Raw genomic sequence first — 16,503 nt, forward strand, 5'->3', positions numbered from 1 at the left:
CGCCGGCAACGAAAATCCTCCGCCGGAGGGGGAGGACTTGAAGCCAGAAAGTTACGCAGCGGCTTCCGCGAAGTGACACGCAGCCGTGCTGCCGGTCACCGTCTTCACCACCGGGGGAACGCTGATCGCGCAGACCGGCTGGGCGTTGGGGCAGCGGGTGCGGAACACGCAGCCCGAGGGCGGATCGATCGGCGAGGGGAGCGGGCCGAACAGGCGGATACGCTCGCGCCGCCGGTCGGGATGCGGGGGCAATACCGAGGACAGTAGCGCCTTTGTGTACGGATGCTGCGGCGTCTCCATCACCTGCGCCGTCGTGCCGCGTTCGACGATCTTGCCGAGATACATCACCGCCACGTTGGACGACATGTGCTGCACCACTTCGAGATCGTGCGAGATCAGCAGATAGGTGAGGCCGAATCGTTCCTGCAGATCGCTGAGCAGGTTGAGGATCTGGGCGCGGATCGAGACGTCGAGCGCGGAGACGGGTTCGTCGAGGATCAGCAGCCGGGGCTGGAGCGCAAGGCCGCGCGCGATGGCGATGCGCTGGCGCTGGCCGCCGCTGAATTCGTGCGGCAGCCGCTCGGCCGAATTTGCGGGCAAGCCGACGACATCGATCAGCTCGGCCACCCGCGCGGCAATCTCCGCCTTTGTGAATTCGCCGGCAGCCACCAGTGGCTCGGCAATCGCCTGAAACACCGTGCGGCGCGGGTTGAGCGAGCTGTAGGGGTCCTGAAACACCGCCTGCACCTGTCGCCGGTACGCGCCCAGCGCCTTGCCGCGCACGGTCTGCACATCCTCGCCGTCAAAACGGATCTGGCCACCGGTGGGGCTTTCCAGCCGCAGCAACAGCTTGGCGGTGGTCGATTTGCCGCAGCCGGATTCGCCGATCAGCCCCAAAGTCTCGCCTTCGGGCACGGCGAAGTTCACCCCATCGACCGAGCGCGCGACCGGATGCGGCCGCTGGAACAGCTTGCCGGGCACGCGATAATGTTTCTTCAGCTCGATCGCTTCGAGCAGCGGGCGGGTCATGTCTCGTCCGTCCTCCAGCAACGCGAATAATGGCCGGGGCCCGCCTCGACCGGCGGCGGCATTTGCTCGCGGCAAAGCGGCAATACCTTGGGGCAGCGCGGCGCGAAGGGGCAGCCCTGGGGGCGCGCGGCGACGTCGGGCGGCGAGCCTTCGATCGTCTGGAGCCGGTGCATGGCGCCGCCTTCGCGCGGTACCGCCGCCAGCAACGCCTGCGTATAGGGATGGCGCGGATCGTCGAAGATCGCGCGGATCGGCCCCTGTTCGGCGACGATGCCGGCGTACATCACCAGAACGCGATCGGCGAGGCGCGCGGTTACGCCGAAATCATGGGTGACCACGATCATCGCCAGATTGCGCTGTTCCTGAAGGTCGGCGAGCACATCGAGGAACTGCGCCTGCGCGGTGGGGTCCAGCGCGGTGGTCGGCTCGTCGGCGATCAGCAGTTGCGGGTCGCACGACATGGCGATCGCGCCGACCATCCGTTGCAGCATCCCGCCGCTCATCTGGTGCGGATATTGGCCCAGCCGCGTCTTCGCCGCCGGAATGCCGACCAGTTCGAGCAGTTCGAGCTGGCGTGCCTCGAGCGCTTGGCCTTCGAGGCCCATATGGGTGCGCAGACCCTCGGCCAGCTGATTGCCGATGGTGAAGAGCGGATCCATCGCGACCATCGGATCCTGCATGATCATCGCGATGCGCGATCCGCGAATGCGGCGAAGTTCCTCCTCGCTCAGCGTTTCGAGATCGACGCCGTCGAAATCGAGCTGGGCGGCGCTGGTGCGCCCGCCGCGCGGCAACAGGCCCATCACCGCCAGCGCCAGAGTGGATTTGCCGCAACCGGATTCGCCGACGATGCCCAATGTCTCGCCGCGATCGAGCGTGAAGCTGATCCCGTCGACGATGTGGAGATCGCGCGTGCCGTCGCGGCTGCGCAGATGGACGTGGAGGTCCTCGACCTCCAGCAGGGGGCGAGCGTCACTCATAGCGGATCCGCGGATCGATGACGCCGAACAGCATGTCGACGGCGAGGTTGAGCAGCACGGTGACGACCGAGACGAACAGCGCGCCCGCCTGGATCACCGGAAAATCGCGCGAAGCCAGCGCCTCGACCATCAGCCGGCCGACGCCGGGCCAGTTGAACACCGTTTCGATGATGACCGTGCCCGCAAGCAGATAGCCGAGCTGGATGCCGAGCAGCGCGACGACGGGGATCGCCGCGTTGCGCAGGGCGTGTTTCCAGATGATCGTGCGGCGCGGGATGCCGCGGCTGCGGAGAAACTTCACATAATCGGCGCTCAGCGTTTCGAGCATCGACGAGCGGGTGAGGCGCAGGGTGGTCGCGATCGATCCGATGGCGATGGCGAGCATCGGCAGGATCATCGATTCCAGGCTCAGCCGACCGCTGCTGGGCAGCCATTGCAGCTGGATCGAGAAGAACAGGATCAGCATCATGCCGATCCAGAAAGGCGGCGCGGAATCGGCGAGGATCGCGCCGCCGCGCAGGCCGCGATCGACCCAGGTGCCGCGATTGAGCGCAGCGATCACGCCAAGCGCGATCCCGGCGACCTTGGCCAGCACGAAGGCCGACAAAGCGAGCTGAAGCGTGGCGGGCACGACTTGCAGCACCAGCGGCAGCGCAGGTTCGCCATAGCGGAGCGACGTGCCGAAATCGCCTTGCAGCGCGTGCATGGCGTAGCGGAGATACTGGATCCAGTACGCCTGATCGAGACCGAGTTCGGCGCGCAGGGCCGCGATATCGGCGGCGCTGGCATCCTCGGGCAGCATGTGCAGCGTCGGATCGCCCGACAGGCGCGCGGCGATGAAGACGAGGATCGAGATGCCGATGATCGTGACCACGGCGCGCGCGAGGCGGCGGAGGAAGTAGTTGAGCATCAGATCTGGCTCGTCCGCGAATCGAGCGCGTCGCGCACCCAGTCGCCGAGCAGGCTCGATCCCAGCACGGTGAGCGTAATGGCGAGGCCGGGCATGGTCGGAATCCACCAAGCGGTGGCGAGGAAGTTGCGACCCTGCGACACCATCAGCCCCCAGGCATTATAGGGCGGCTGCACGCCGAGGCCGAGGAAGCTGATCCCCGCTTCGGTGGTGATCGCCCGGCCGATCTGGATGGTGAAGAGCACCACGCAGGTGGCAAGCAGATTCGGCAGGATGTGGCGGGTGATGATCCAGAAATCGCCGCAGTTCGCGACGCGGGCCAGCGCGACATAGCCGCGCTCGCGCAGGGTCAGGGTCTGGCCGCGCACGACCCGGGCGAAGCTGGCCCAGAACAGCAGCACGATGCTGACCACGACGGTGGTGAGGCCCCCGCCCAGCGCCGCGCCGAGCAGGATGATCATCAGCGTGGCGGGGATCGACATCTTCACGTCGACCAGTTGCATCAGCAGCGAATCTACCCGGCCGCCATAATAGCCCGCGACCAGCCCGATGGTGATGCCGATCAGCGCCGAGCCGAGCGTGCCGACCAGTGCGACCACCAGCGAGACCCGCGCCCCCTCCATCAGCGTGCTGACGATATCGCGCCCGAACGCGTCGGTACCGAGCAGGTGCGACCAGCTTCCGCCTTCGAGCCACGCGGGAGGCTGCTGGACATGAGTCAGGTCGATGCCCGCCGGATCATAGGGCCACAGCCACGGGCCGAAGATGCCGAAGACGAATAGCGGTGCGAGCAGCAGGATCGGGAGCCAGGGCAGCTTGCGCACCTTTCCGATCCAGACCCGGCGCGACGGCACGACGGCGACCGCGGGGGGATCGACCGCGATCAGCTGGGGTGGGGGCACCGTCTCGCTCACCATGACAGGAACGCGTCCTTGCCGAATTCATAGCCGAAGCCCGGCGCGTCGGACGGGACGATGCGACCATCTACCGGCGTGGCCATGCCGGGGATGCGCTTCGCCTGGTCGAGGGGCACGCCGGCAGGGGTGCGAACGACATATTCGCACGGTTCGGTCTCGGGCAGCGCCAGCGAGAAATGCTGGCCGGCGGGCATCCCGCCGCCGCCATGCGCGCTGGTGGCAACGCCTGCTGCTTCGGCGATGGCGTAGATCTTGAGCGTCTCGGTGAGGCCGCCGGCCCAGCGGATATCGGGCTGGACGATATCGGCCGCGCCGCGCTGCACCAGCTCGCGAAACGCATGGCGGCCGTGATGGTCCTCGCCGGTGGCGATCGGGGTGAAGGGCGCGGCGCGCTTGAGCGCGACGAGACCGTCGATGTCGTGGGGCATCAGCGGCTCCTCGATCCAGCGCAGCCGGTAGGGCGCGAGGCGTTCGGCGACGCGGACGGCGTAATCGAGCGTGAAGGACATCACCGGATTGAGCATCAGTTCGGCCTCGTCGCCGATCCGCGAGCGGACCGCAGCGACTTCGTCCTCGAGCCGGTTCAGCCCCGCGATGCCATCGACATGGTGCGCGCTGTTGCGCATCTTGAACGCCTTGAACCCGAGTTCGCGGCCCCATTCGATATCCGCGCCGGTAAAGTAGCAGTCGAGATGCGGGCGCACCGGGCCGCCGAGCAGGCGCCAGACCGGCTGACCCAGCAGCTTGCCCTTGAGGTCCCACAGCGCCAGGTCGATCGCGCTGCGGGCCAGCGACGCGATGCCGTTCGCGCCGAAGCGCTGGGCGGATCGCCACATCAGGTCGTTGAGCAATTCGGTCGCGAAGCAATCGCGGCCTTCGATCAGGTTCGCGAAGAAACGCACCGTGGGGGCGGCAAGATCGCCCCAGTGCGAATGGCCGAGGCCGGTTTCGCCATTTTCGGCGGTGACGCGCACCCAGAATTCACCCGAAACTTCCCCCGGCGTCGTCGCGGGGGTGCGGGCGAATTCGGGGTAACGGTGGATCGGGAAGGGCACCCCGCCCGCAACCTTGCGCGGTACCCCGGCCGGCGTCGCGGGAGGCGGTGCCGGGGGCTGGCGCAGCATCTCGACCGAAACGAGCTTCATGGGCGGCCGTAGGGGAGCAGCTTGGTGAAAGGCTCGCCGGCGATGAAGGCGTCGAGATTGCGCTTCACCGTCGCGCCGAGGCGGCGGGGCGATTCGGTGCTGCCGCTGCCGCCGACATGGGGCACGAGGATCAGGTTTGGCGCATCCCAGAGCGGATCTTCGGGCGGCAAGGGTTCGGGCGTGGTCACGTCGATCGCCGCGCCGCCGAGATGGCCGGACCTGAGCGCATCGATCAGCGCCGGCTGGTCGATCAGTCCGCCGCGCGCGATGTTGACGACATAGGCGCCGGGCTTGCACGCGGCGAAGGCTTCGGCGTCCAGCAGCCCGCGCGTCTCGGCGGTCAGCGGCGCGGCGACCACAACCGCGTCGGCGCGGGCAAGCGCGCCGTGCAGATCGGCGATCTTCACCGCTTCGTCGACATCCGGCCCGCCGCTGCCCGAACGGGTGAGGCCGATCACGGTCATGCCCAGCCCCTTGAGCCGGCGCGCGATCTCGCTGCCGATATTGCCCAGACCGACCAGAACCGCGGTGCCGCCATAGAGCGACTTGTAGGTGCCGGTGCGCGGCATCTTCCAGACCTTCGCCACGCGGGCGCGTTCCCAATCGGGAATGGCGTGGGCGATCGACAGCAACAGCGCGACGGCATGTTCGGCGACGACCGGACCCGAATGGCCCTCCGATCCGGTGACGGCGATGCCATCGCGGATGCCGAGCGCTTCGAGATTGTCGTTGCCGGCCGACACGCTCTGGAACCAGCGCAGCGACTTGTTTTCGCGGATCGCGCGTTCCATTTCCGGCGTGTAGAGCGAAGCGCCCGCGCTGATGAATCCTTCGGCCCCGTCGAGCGCGGCGCGCGCCTCGGCATCGCTGTTCGCGACGACCAGATCGATGCCGGGCGTGTCGGCGATCCGATCGAGGATGCCGGCGCGGTAGCTGGGAACATGGATCCACAACACGATCTTCATCCGCCCACGCTCTCCCTCTAACCTCGTCCATCCGGATTCGCATCCGCCGGACGATGGCGTTCCTAGCCCGCCGAGACCCTATATGTCAAACAACTAGCCTTTCGGTTATTTCATTGACGGAGCGGCTCCGGCGCGGCAGGCAATAGCGCAAAACAGCATGAGGATGTTCGGGATGAGGCTCTATTGGTCGGCGCGCTCGCCGTTCGTGCGCAAGGTCTCGATCGTGGCGGCCGAGACCGGAACCGAAGCGCGGATCGAACGCGTGGCGATGGCGATCGCCCAGCCCAAGGTGAATGCCGATGTGCTCGCCGCCAATCCGGTCGGCAAGATTCCGGTGCTGCTGCTGGACGATGGCCTGGCCCTCACCGATTCGCGCGTGATCTGCGAATATCTCGATACGCTGCATGACGGCCCGCGGCTGTTCCCTGAGGGAACGGAACGCTGGGCAGCGCTGCGCTGGCAGGCGATGGGCGACGGATTGCTGGAACAGCTGCTGCTGTGGCGCAACGAATCGCTGCGCCCCGATGGCGAGCGGTCGCAGGCGTTCATGGATGGATACCGGACGCGGTTCATGGAAGGGTTCGACCGGCTCGAAGCCGAAGCCGGCGCGCTGGCTGCGTCGCCCTTCTCCATCGGCCATATCGCGATCGGATGCATGTTGGGCTTTGCCGATTTCCGCTTCGCCGACCTTGGCTGGCGCGAAGGCCGCCCTGCCCTTGCCGATTGGTATTCGGGCTTCGCCGCCCGCCCCTCCGCCCTCGCCAACCCCGCCGATCCGGATGCCGCGCAATGAAGATCACCGGCCTCGAAAGCATCCATGTCGATGGCGGCTGGACCGTCATCTCCTATCTGAAGGTCACCACCGATGCCGGGCTGACCGGATGGGCGGAATATAGCGGGCATCAGGCGATCCCCGGCGTGCTGGCGGCGATGGCGCCGCGCGTGATCGGCAAGGATCCGCGCAACCTCAACGCGATCGACGCCAGCCTCTACCAGCTCCAGCGGCCTGCCCCCGGCAGCCTGTTCCAGCGCGGGTCGGGCGCGATCCTGAACGCCTGTCTCGACATCAAGGGCAAGGCGCTGGGCGTGCCGGTCTATGAGCTGCTCGGCGGCAAGGTGCGCGACACGACCGAGCTGTACTGGTCGCATTGCGGCCTGTTCCGCGCGGGTTTTCCGAGCGCGTTCGAGCAGGTGATCGGCAAGCCCGGCGTGCGATCGCTCGACGATCTGAAGCGCGCGGGCGAGGAAGTGGCGGCGGCGGGCTATAGCGCGCTCAAGACCAATCTGATCCGGTTCGAGGATCCGACGATCTCGTCGATGATGCGCGGCCAGCCAGCGATGAACCTCGACGGGCGGACGATTTCGGCGCTGATCGATCAGCTCACCGCGCTACGCGACGGCGCGGGGCCGGACGTGCGCCTCGCGCTCGACGTCAATTTCAACTTCAAGGTCGAGGGGTTCCGCCAGCTCGCCCGCGCCTGCGAACCGTTCGACCTGATGTGGATCGAGATGGACATGCCCGATGCCGGATCGCTGAAGGTGGTGCGGGATTCGACGACCACGCCGGTCGCCAGCCTCGAAATGCAGCTCGGCCGGCGCAATATCCGCCCCTTCCTCGACGCCTATGCGGTGGATGTCGCGATCATCGACGGCCAGTGGAACGGGCTGCACGAGACGATGAAGATGGCGCACATGATCGACGCATATGACGTGAACGTCGCGGCGCATTGCTCGGCCGGGCCGCTCGGCGCGCTGATGAGCGCGCATTTTTGCGCGGCGATACCGAACTTCCGGATTCAGGAACATGAAGCCGATGTGATGCCGTGGCACGACGCGCTGCTGACCGAGCCCAATCAGGTCGAGCGGGCGCAATTCGTGCTGAGCGACCGGCCCGGCTGGGGCGCGAATGTCGATGAAGCCGTCGCCCGCGCGCATCCGGGCGACAACGGGTTCAGCTGGAAGCGGGGCTAGTTTCAGATCCTCCCCCGTAGAGGGAGGATTTCTAACTATCACCGACTTGCAATGCTGGATTTCGACTGCTTGGCTGCGCGAGCGGGGCAGTGCTGCGCTGCTCTTTGACAATTTATCTCAGGCCATGCCGCCAGCGCCGCTGACAGCGCGATAGTGTCAAGTTAGCGTAACTTCCGCGATTCCCCGCGCCGGTCAGGCGCTACTTCAGCCGCATGTCGAGATGGACGACATCGCCGCGATAAATGCCGCGCGCGATCAGCACGACCTGACCCTTGTCGTCCACAGCGACGCGATTGACGAAGGCGACCGGCAGGTTGAGCGCCACGCCCAGCTCGCGCGCGGTCTCGACGTCCGCCGAGCCGATGGTCAGCGTCTGGCGGGCATCGGTAATCTCGATGCCGGGACGATTGGCGATCAGCTTGAGCGCGGTCTCGTTGCGATAGGCGGCGGCCGGGATCAGCTTGCGGATGCGTTCGTCGACATAGACGTCGGCGATCATATAGGGCTGGCCGTCGCGCGAATGGCGGCGGCGCAGATGGCGATAGGCCGGGGCGAGCTGGCCATAATCGATCTGCATCTCGGGCGGCGCGACCTTGGCGGTGTCCGACAGGACCTCGATCTTGGCGCCTTCGCGCGACAGCAGCAGGCCCGACCAGTCGGTCTGCACTTCGCACCAGATCTGCTCGGCAGGCGACTTTTCGACGAAGGTCCCCTTGGCGCGATAGCGCTTGATCAGCCCGTCGGTCTCCAGCACGCCGAGTGCCTGACGGATGGTCGCGCGCGCCACGCCACATTCCTCGACCAGATCGTCCACGGTGGGAATCTGCGCGCCGACCGGCCACGTTCCCGAGCCGATCCGGCCGCGGAACAGGGACGCCAGCTGCACATAACGCGGCACCGCACTCAGCGTCAGATCGGGCCGCATATTCGCTTCGGTCAAGGGGAGCTCCAGCCCAGTTAAATGGTCCCGGCCAGGAACGCGGCGATGTCGCGATCCAGCTTGGATGCGATGTCGGCGCGTGTTTCAGCCGTAAGTCCAGCATAATGGGGTTGAAGCACGACATTGTCGAGATCGAAGAAGCGCGGATCGATGTCCGGCTCGCTGCGATAGACGTCGAGCGCGGCGCCGCCGATGCGGTGCGCGGCAAGCGCTTCGATCAAGGCTTCTTCGTCGACGACTTCGCCGCGCGCGATGTTGATGAGGAAGCCGAGCGGCCCCAGTTTCTCCAGAACCTGACGGTTGATCATGCCCGCAGTTTGCGGACCGCCGGGACAGGCAAGGATCAGCACGTCGCTCTGTTCGGCAAGCGTCGCGGCGTCGGCGACATGCTCCCAGGGCAATTCGGGCTTCGCGCGCGGCGTGGTGTAGCGCACGGTCATGCCGAGCCCCTGCCCGCGCCGCGCGATCGCCTGGCCGATCTGCCCCATGCCGACCACGCCGAGCGACCCGCCCGAGATGCGGCGCGACAGCGGCATCTTTTCCGGACCCCAGCGATGCGCGCGGACGAAGCGATCGGCTTCGACGATGCGGCGGGCGATGGCGTACATCAGTCCGATCGCGGTATCGGCGACATCCTCGGTCAGCACGCCGGGTGTGTTGTTGACGCGGATGCCGCGCTGCTGCGCGGCGGGCAGATCGATCTTGTCGAGACCGACGCCATTGCAGGCGATCATCGCGAGGCCGGGGATGCGGTCCATCGTGGCAGCGTCGAAGCCCTTCATGCTGGTGGTCACCGCGATGCGAAAGGGTTCGCCGGGCGGCGCATCGGCCAGCTCGACCAGATCATGGCGCTGCGACAGCAGGTTGCGCAGCTCGTCGGGGATCGGGCCGGTGACCACCAGCCGTTCGCGAATCGTGTCGGTCATGCCGGGATCAATGCCTCACCCTGAACCGCGACGCGATGCATCACGCGGCGCTGGCCCTGATAATCGTTGGCGGCATAATGCCAGACCTGGATATTGTCCCAGAAGCCGACCGTGCCGGGGCTCCATTTGAAGCGGACCTGAAATTCGGGGCGCTGGCCGTGGATGAAGAGGTGCTTCAGCAAAGGCTCGCTATCCTCCTCGCTCCAGCCGTCGAAGCGCAGCGTATAGGCGCGATTGACGAACAGCGATTTGCGGCCGGTCACCGGATGGCGGATCACCACCGGATGGGTGGCATATTGCGGGGTCGCGCCTGCCGTGTTGAGCCGCGTGGCGCTGCGCAGCAGCTTCTCGTTGCTGTGGACGGCCTTCAATCCGTCGAGCGTTTCCTTCAGGCCGTCCGACAGCGCATCATAGGCCGCCGCCATCGACGAGAAGAGCGTGTCGCCGCCGAAGCTGGGCAGTTCGCGCGCGACCAGCACCGCGCCGAAGGGCGGCTTTTCATAATAGGTCTGATCGGCGTGCCAGCCGCCGCCGATATTCTTGAGCTCATCCTCTTCCTTCGAGACGACCGACATATTGGCGTAGCCATCGACCGTCTTCACGAAATTGATGTCGGTCGGCGTGCCGAAGCGGCGGGCGAAGGCGTCATGCTGTTCGGCGGTGAGATTCTGATCGCGGAAGAAGATCACGCCATGTTCGGCCAGCGCCTGACGCACGTCGACCAGCGTCTGTTCGCTCATCGGCTCGGCGAGATCGATATTGCCGATTTCGGCGCCGATATACCCGTTGATCGGCCGCACCTCGATCGCGCTGTTCCGCACTTCCGTCTCCCTGATCCTCGCCTCTCGGCTTCAATATCTCTATAGGATAACATTATGACCCTTGCAAGCGCGTGGCCGCCGGGTCTAGAGGTTCTGGACCCGGCGCGAGCAACGGGAAACGGGGTTCCGGAACGACGATGATCACGCATGAAGCCATTCGCGACCTGACCGCTGCGCTGTACGACTGGTCGCTGCGCGCGGTGCCCGAGGATGCGCTGGCCGGCATCCGCGCGGCGCGCGAGACCGAGACGAGCGAAGTCGCGCGCAGCACGCTGACGATGATGCTCAACAGCGCCGAGCGCGCGGCGAGCAACAAGGGCTATGTCTGCTCCGACAATGGGGTGCCGGTCTATTTCGTGAAGTACGGTACGCGATGCGGGTTCACCGGTGACGTGAAAGCGGCGATCCGCGAGGGGTTCGACGCGCTGGTGCAGCGAATCGACCCGCCTTTGCTCAAACATGTCACCAATCCGCTGACCAACGAGCGGAGCTATCATGGCAAGGACATGCCGCTGATCAGCTTCGACGTGGTCGACAGCGACACGATCGACATCATCTGCCAGCCCAAGGCGCTGGGATCGGGCCGCTGGGCGGCGCTGGAGATCTTCACTTTCCCCAGCCTCGAAGAGATCGAGGAATATGTGATGCGGTGCGTGCTGGCCGCGGGATCGCAGCATTGCCCGCCGGTGGTGATCGGCGTGGGCATCGGCGGCACGTTCGACCAGGCGGCCAAGCTCGCCAAGAACAGCACGCTGCGGCACATCGGATCGACCAACCCCGAGCCGGTGCTGGCGGCGATGGAGGAACGGCTGACCCGCGCGGTCAACGCCACCGGCTTCGGGCCGATGGGGACGGGCGGGGATACGACCGCGCTGGCGGTGCATATCGACTACAGCGCCGGGCACGGTTTCACGCCGGTCGCGGTGTGCTTCAACTGCTGGATCAACCGGCGGACGCAGGCGCGGATCCATGCCGATGGGCGGGTGGAGCGCGTGGAGTGATGCGGACGCACCATCTCCAGCTGCCGCTGACGAAAGCGGACGTGGCCGAGCTTCGCGCGGGCGACCTCGTGACGCTGTCGGGCGAAATCGCGATCACTGCGGGCCTGCCGACGCACCAGCGCATCCGCGAGGCGATCGCGGGGGAGCGCGACCTGCCCTTCCCGCTGGCGGGCGGCACGCTGTTCCATCTGGGCAGCTATAGCGAGGACACGCCCGAGGGCCTGCGCGTACGATATATGAACCCGACCACGAGCACGCGGTTCAACGCCTATATGCCCGACTTCATCCGCGCGCTCGACCTGCGGCTGGTCGGCGGCAAGGGCGGGCTGGACGATGCGTCGGCCAAGGCGATGCAGGAGACGGGCTGCGCCTATCTCTCGTTCCTGGGCGGAGGATGCCAGCTGCTGTCGGCGGCGATCGAATCGGTGAGCGCGGTCGGCTGGGACGATCTGGTCGCGCATTACCGGCTGGTGAAGCTGCGCGTGCGCAGCCTCGGCCCGCTGACCGTGGGGATCGATTCGCACGGGGACAGCCTCTATTCGAAATTGCGGGGCGATGCCGAGGCGCGGCTGCCCGAATTGATGGCGATGCTGGCGCGCGACCGCGCCGGAAGCTGACGGGCAAAACGCCCGAATTCAATATTGAAGCGGCCACACCGTTGACGGGAGCGGCTGGCCTAATATACAAAAGGCCATAAGAACAGACTTTGGGGTTAGGATGACCGGGCAGCCGCCGAAACGAATGACGATGCACTGGTCGCCCAAGTCGCCTTTCGTGCGCAAGGTGATGATCGCGGCGCACGAACTCGGTCTCGATGGCGAGATCGACCGGGTGCGCACCGTCACGACGATGCTGCGGCCGAACCCGGACCTGCTGCCCGACAATCCGCTTTCCAAGATCCCCACTCTGGTGCTGCCCGATGGATCGCCGCTGTATGACTCGTTGACGATCTGCGAATATTTCGATCATCTCGCGGGCGGCGGCATCCTGTTCCCCGCGCCGGGACCCGATCGCTGGGCGCAATTGCTGTGGCACTCGCTGGGCGACGGGCTGCTCGACATGGTGATCCTGTGGCGCAACGAGCGCGAGAAGGATCCGGGCATCCAGTTCGACGTGTGGCTGAACGCCTTCGCCGCGAAGACCGCGCTCTCGCTCGACCGGCTGGAGGAATATGCCCCCGCAATGGCCGCCGCGAGCTTCGGCATCGGCCACATCGCGGTGGGCTGCTGCCTGTCCTATCTCGATTTCCGCTTCGCCAATCTGGGGTGGCGCACCGGGCGGCCCGCGCTCGCCGCATGGCACGAAACGTTCAGTGCGCGACCCTCGGCGCAGGCGACGGCGGTTACCGATGGCTGAGGAACGCACCGGGCCGCTCTCGCATCTCCGCGTGCTCGATCTCGGCCGGATCATGGCCGCCCCCTGGGCGACGCAGATGCTCGCCGATCTGGGCGCGGACGTGATCAAGGTCGAGCGGCCGGGGGCGGGCGACGATACGCGCAGCTGGGGGCCGCCCTTCCTGAACGACAGCGACGGCAACCCGACGCGCGAAGCGGGCTATTATCTGTCGGTCAATCGCGGCAAGCGATCGCTGGCGCTCGATATCGGATCGCCCGAGGGTCAGGCGATCGTGCGCAAGCTCGCCGAAACGGCCGATGTCGTGATCGAGAATTTCAAGGTCGGCGCGCTGGCGCGCTATGGCCTCGACGCGGGGTCGCTGCGCGCGATCAACCCTCGGCTGATCTATTGCTCGGTCACCGGCTTCGGTCAGGACGGGCCGCGCGCCGAGCAGGCGGCGTACGACTTCGCGATCCAGGCGATGGGCGGGCTGATGAGCGTCACCGGCGAGCGCGACGACATGCCCGGCGGCGGACCGCAGAAGGTGGGCGTACCGATCGTCGACCTGATGACCGGCATGTATGCGGCGGTCGCGATCCTCGCGGCGCTGGCCCGGCGTTCCGAAACCGGCGAGGGCGACACGATCGACTTGGCGATGCTCGACGTCTCGGCGGCGTTCCTCGCCAATCAGGCGATGAACTTCCTCGTATCGGGCACGGCGCCGGCACGCGGCGGCAACCGCCATCCCAATATCCAGCCGCAGGACGTGTTCGCCTGTGCCGACGGACATTTCGTGCTGGCGGTTGGAAACGACGGGCAGTTCGCGACTTTGTGCCGCGTGCTGGGGCGCGAGGAATGGGCGTCCGACGCGCGCTTTTCGACCAATGCGGCACGGGTGCGCGCCAATGCCGAGCTGACCGCGCTGCTGACCGTCGAGTTCGCGCGCTTCGCCAAGGACGAGATCGTCGCGGCGCTGGAAAAGGCCGGCGTTCCCGCCGCGCCGATCAACACCGTGCCGCAAGTGTTCGAGGATGCGCAGCTGAAGCATCGCGGGATGCTGCGCGGCTTGCCGCATCCGCTTTCGGGCACGGTGCCGCAGGTGGTCAGCCCGATGCGGTTCGCGCAAGCGCCGCTGCGCTTCGACCGCGCGCCGCCGCTGCTGGGCGAGCATTCGCACGAAATACTCGCGGAAATCGGAATCACTCAGGCTGAGCGCGGGGCGCTCGCCAACCGGGGAATCATATGAATCTGGTTTCAACCGGCGCGGGTCACGCGACACGCGCCACGTCACGCGTACCCCTGTTGCGGGTGGACGAGATGTCGCCCGAACAGCGCCGCGTCCATGAATCGGTGATCGCCGGGCCGCGCGGACGGATGGTCGGGCCGCTGCTCGCGGCGATCCACAGCCCCGATCTGGCGGTGCTGTGGTCGCGCTTCGGCGAGTATCTCCGCTTCAGCACGGTGCTGCCCAAGACGCTCAACGAACTTGCGATCCTCGTCTGCGGGCGGCGCTGGTCGAGCCAGGTCGAATGGTATGTCCATGCCCAGGCCGCCGCCGATGCCGGGCTCGACGCCGAGCTGATCGAAGCGATCCGGCAATGCCGTTCGCCGGTGTTCCGCGACGATGCCGAGTTCGAAGTCTATGAATATGCGCGCACGCTGCAGCAGAGCGGACAGGTTTCCGATGCGCTCCACGAAGCGATCGAAGCGCGCTGGGGCGTACGCGGCGTGGTCGAGCTGACGGCGGTGATCGGATATTACACCCTCGTCGCGATGACGCTGAACGCGCACCATATCCCGGTGCCCGACGATGTCGCCGAGCCGCTGCCGCGATCGGATGCGCTGATCGATCTGCCGCCGGGCCAGCAGGCCGCCTGACCATGCGCGACGTCGAGACCGTCGCCGCGCCAGCCCTGTCGCGGCCGGCGCTGGCGTTGCCGGCGGGCGCGGTCGATGCGCACAGCCATGTCTTCGGCCCGTTCGACCGGTTTCCGCCGCACCAGGCATCGGTCTATGCGCTGCCCGACGCGCCGCCCGACATCCACAAGGCCTTCCGCGAGACGCTCGGCGTTGCGTATGGCGTGCTTACCCAGCCGGCTCCCTATGGCGACGATCCCTCGGCGATGCTGGCAGCGATCGAAGGATCGAACGGTGCGCTTTGCGGAGTGGCAGTCGCTTCGCCCGAGGTAACCGATGCGACTCTCGCCGACTGGGCCGCGCGCGGAATCGTCGGGCTGCGCTTCGTCGAGATGCGCGCGCCGGGAGGCGGGCGCTATCCGGGGAGCATCGGTTTCGACGCTTTGCGGGTCCTCGCGCCGCGGATGCGCGAGCATGGGTTGCACGCGCAGCTCTGGGCGAGCGCGGATCAATATGCCGAAGCGCTGCCCGAGCTGCTGACGCTCGGCCTGCCGCTGGTGCTCGATCATATGGCGTCGCCCGACCGGGTGCGCGGGGCAGGCGATCCGGCGTTTCGCACCATCGTCGATCATATGCTGGGCGGCGATATCTGGGTGAAGCTGACCCTGTGCCGCTTCTTTGGCGCGTCGGCGGACTATGGCGATGTGCGCCCGTTCCATGACGCGCTGGTCGAGGCAGCGCCCGAGCGGCTGATCTGGGGATCGGACTGGCCTTATGTCCGGCTGGACCCGGCACCCGATGCGGGCAGGATGGTCGACTTGTTTGCGAACTGGACGGCGGACCCGACGGTGCGCGAGGCGATATTGGTGGATAATCCGGCGCGGCTCTACGGCCTGCCGCCGCGTGAAGGAGAAGCAGGATGAAGGGGCTCGAGCAGCTGGAGAAGTTCCGCGTCGAGATCGCGGACCAGGTCGCGACGGTGACGATCACCGCGCCGCCGGTGAATGCGCAGGGGCGCCAGTTCCGCGACGAGATCATCCGCATCTTCGACATACTCGGCCTCGACCGTGACGTGCGCGCGATCGTTCTGACCGGCGAAGGCAAGACCTTCTCGGCAGGGGCCGATCTGTCCGAGCGCGCGGCGATCGCCGAGGAGCCGGGCGGCTATTCGCGGCACAACCGGCTGGTCCGCGCGGCGTTCGACGTGGTGATGGAATGCCCCAAGCCGGTGATCGCGGCAGTGAACGGCGCGGCGATCGGCGCGGGCTGCGTGCTGGCGCTCGTCAGCGACATCTTGCTGGTGTCGGAGAATGCGTTCCTGTCGATGACCGAAGTCGATTATGGCCTCGCGGGCGGCGTGCGCCATGTGCTGCGGTCGTTCAGCCCTTCGGACGCGCGGCTGATGATTTACACCGCGCGTCGGATCAGCGGGCCGGAACTGTACCGGATGAACGTGGCTTCGGCCTGTGTGCCGCTGGAGCAGTTGCTGCCCGAGGCGCAGGCGATCGCCGCGCAGATCGCTGCCAAGGTGCCGCTGGCGGTGGTCGCGGCGAAGCGTTCGTTCGGGCTGACCGAGGAAATGCCGCTGCGCGACGGCTATCGCTACGAGCAGACCCAGACCGCGACGCTGGCCGATACCGATGACACGAAGGAAGCGCTCGCTGCCTTCCGCGAGAAGCGCAAGCCGGTCTTCCACGGCCGCTGAG

General features: G+C 66.8%; 18 protein-coding genes. 9 read left to right on the top strand and 9 right to left on the bottom strand.

The annotated features are described in order from the left end of the window. Positions 1-51: 51 nt before the first annotated feature. The 6 genes from HHL13_RS20440 to HHL13_RS20465 are packed head-to-tail and all read right to left on the bottom strand — an operon-like array spanning position 52 to position 5,946. On the bottom strand, positions 52-1,029 hold the full coding sequence (locus tag HHL13_RS20440) for an oligopeptide/dipeptide ABC transporter ATP-binding protein (RefSeq protein WP_169557754.1): 978 nt from the start codon (positions 1,027-1,029) through the stop codon (positions 52-54). Further along, positions 1,026-2,009, bottom strand: coding sequence for an ABC transporter ATP-binding protein (locus tag HHL13_RS20445; RefSeq protein WP_169557755.1), 984 nt, complete (start codon positions 2,007-2,009; stop codon positions 1,026-1,028). The genes HHL13_RS20440 and HHL13_RS20445 overlap by 4 nt, the downstream gene beginning before the upstream one ends. Continuing rightward, positions 2,002-2,919, bottom strand: a complete 918-nt coding sequence (locus HHL13_RS20450) for an ABC transporter permease (protein ID WP_169557756.1) — start codon at positions 2,917-2,919, stop codon at positions 2,002-2,004. The genes HHL13_RS20445 and HHL13_RS20450 overlap by 8 nt, the downstream gene beginning before the upstream one ends. After that, positions 2,919-3,836 carry an ABC transporter permease gene (locus HHL13_RS20455; RefSeq protein ID WP_169557757.1) on the bottom strand — a complete coding sequence of 306 codons (918 nt, stop codon included), beginning with the start codon at positions 3,834-3,836 and terminating at the stop codon, positions 2,919-2,921. Before HHL13_RS20455 ends, HHL13_RS20450 begins: the two co-directional genes overlap by 1 nt. Then, positions 3,830-4,981 (bottom strand): enolase C-terminal domain-like protein, encoded by a 1,152-nt coding sequence (locus HHL13_RS20460; RefSeq protein ID WP_169557758.1) that lies wholly within the window; start codon positions 4,979-4,981, stop codon positions 3,830-3,832. The genes HHL13_RS20455 and HHL13_RS20460 overlap by 7 nt, the downstream gene beginning before the upstream one ends. Further along, positions 4,978-5,946, bottom strand: a complete 969-nt coding sequence (locus tag HHL13_RS20465; protein ID WP_169557759.1) for an NAD(P)-dependent oxidoreductase — start codon at positions 5,944-5,946, stop codon at positions 4,978-4,980. Before HHL13_RS20465 ends, HHL13_RS20460 begins: the two co-directional genes overlap by 4 nt. Before the next feature lie 172 nt (positions 5,947-6,118). Between HHL13_RS20465 and HHL13_RS20470 the strand changes: the two genes are divergently transcribed. Together HHL13_RS20470 and HHL13_RS20475 are read left to right on the top strand one after the other, a co-directional pair. Then, the gene (locus tag HHL13_RS20470) at positions 6,119-6,739 is read left to right on the top strand and encodes a glutathione S-transferase (RefSeq protein WP_169557760.1); all 621 of its coding nucleotides are present in this window, start codon (positions 6,119-6,121) and stop codon (positions 6,737-6,739) included. Then, on the top strand, positions 6,736-7,917 hold the full coding sequence (locus HHL13_RS20475; protein ID WP_169557761.1) for a mandelate racemase/muconate lactonizing enzyme family protein: 1,182 nt from the start codon (positions 6,736-6,738) through the stop codon (positions 7,915-7,917). The genes HHL13_RS20470 and HHL13_RS20475 overlap by 4 nt, the downstream gene beginning before the upstream one ends. Positions 7,918-8,116: 199 nt before the next feature. Here HHL13_RS20475 and HHL13_RS20480 read toward each other — a convergent pair whose 3' ends face one another. Genes HHL13_RS20480 through HHL13_RS20490 form a run of 3 tightly spaced genes read right to left on the bottom strand, consistent with a single transcriptional unit; the run spans position 8,117 to position 10,604 of the window. Next, positions 8,117-8,857 (bottom strand): GntR family transcriptional regulator, encoded by a 741-nt coding sequence (locus HHL13_RS20480; RefSeq protein WP_240953914.1) that lies wholly within the window; start codon positions 8,855-8,857, stop codon positions 8,117-8,119. Between the two features lie 17 nt (positions 8,858-8,874). Next, positions 8,875-9,783, bottom strand: a complete 909-nt coding sequence (locus HHL13_RS20485) for a 2-hydroxyacid dehydrogenase (RefSeq protein WP_169557762.1) — start codon at positions 9,781-9,783, stop codon at positions 8,875-8,877. Further along, positions 9,780-10,604, bottom strand: coding sequence for a TauD/TfdA family dioxygenase (locus tag HHL13_RS20490; protein ID WP_169557763.1), 825 nt, complete (start codon positions 10,602-10,604; stop codon positions 9,780-9,782). The genes HHL13_RS20485 and HHL13_RS20490 overlap by 4 nt, the downstream gene beginning before the upstream one ends. Positions 10,605-10,741: 137 nt before the next feature. Here HHL13_RS20490 and HHL13_RS20495 point away from each other — a divergent pair, with 137 nt between their 5' ends. From HHL13_RS20495 to HHL13_RS20525, 7 genes are all read left to right on the top strand, one after another. Beyond that, a complete protein-coding gene (locus HHL13_RS20495) occupies positions 10,742-11,605 on the top strand; it encodes a fumarate hydratase (protein WP_206377142.1) in 864 nt (287 codons plus the stop codon). Further along, a complete protein-coding gene (locus tag HHL13_RS20500) occupies positions 11,605-12,222 on the top strand; it encodes a fumarate hydratase C-terminal domain-containing protein (protein ID WP_206377143.1) in 618 nt (205 codons plus the stop codon). The genes HHL13_RS20495 and HHL13_RS20500 overlap by 1 nt, the downstream gene beginning before the upstream one ends. 124 nt (positions 12,223-12,346) lie before the next feature. Next, positions 12,347-12,961: a glutathione S-transferase family protein gene (locus tag HHL13_RS20505; RefSeq protein WP_169557765.1), complete on the top strand. Its 615-nt coding sequence runs from the start codon at positions 12,347-12,349 to the stop codon at positions 12,959-12,961. Continuing rightward, positions 12,954-14,186 carry a CaiB/BaiF CoA-transferase family protein gene (locus tag HHL13_RS20510; protein ID WP_169557766.1) on the top strand — a complete coding sequence of 411 codons (1,233 nt, stop codon included), beginning with the start codon at positions 12,954-12,956 and terminating at the stop codon, positions 14,184-14,186. The genes HHL13_RS20505 and HHL13_RS20510 overlap by 8 nt, the downstream gene beginning before the upstream one ends. Then, a complete protein-coding gene (locus HHL13_RS20515; RefSeq protein WP_169557767.1) occupies positions 14,183-14,818 on the top strand; it encodes a carboxymuconolactone decarboxylase family protein in 636 nt (211 codons plus the stop codon). The genes HHL13_RS20510 and HHL13_RS20515 overlap by 4 nt, the downstream gene beginning before the upstream one ends. Positions 14,819-14,820: 2 nt before the next feature. Continuing rightward, positions 14,821-15,720 carry an amidohydrolase family protein gene (locus HHL13_RS20520; protein WP_169557768.1) on the top strand — a complete coding sequence of 300 codons (900 nt, stop codon included), beginning with the start codon at positions 14,821-14,823 and terminating at the stop codon, positions 15,718-15,720. Next, positions 15,717-16,502 (top strand): enoyl-CoA hydratase/isomerase family protein, encoded by a 786-nt coding sequence (locus HHL13_RS20525; RefSeq protein ID WP_169557769.1) that lies wholly within the window; start codon positions 15,717-15,719, stop codon positions 16,500-16,502. The genes HHL13_RS20520 and HHL13_RS20525 overlap by 4 nt, the downstream gene beginning before the upstream one ends. Position 16,503 lies beyond the last annotated feature (1 nt).

The sequence above is a fragment of the Sphingomonas sp. G-3-2-10 genome, from assembly GCF_012927115.1.
Taxonomy (GTDB): Bacteria; Pseudomonadota; Alphaproteobacteria; order Sphingomonadales; family Sphingomonadaceae; genus Sphingomonas.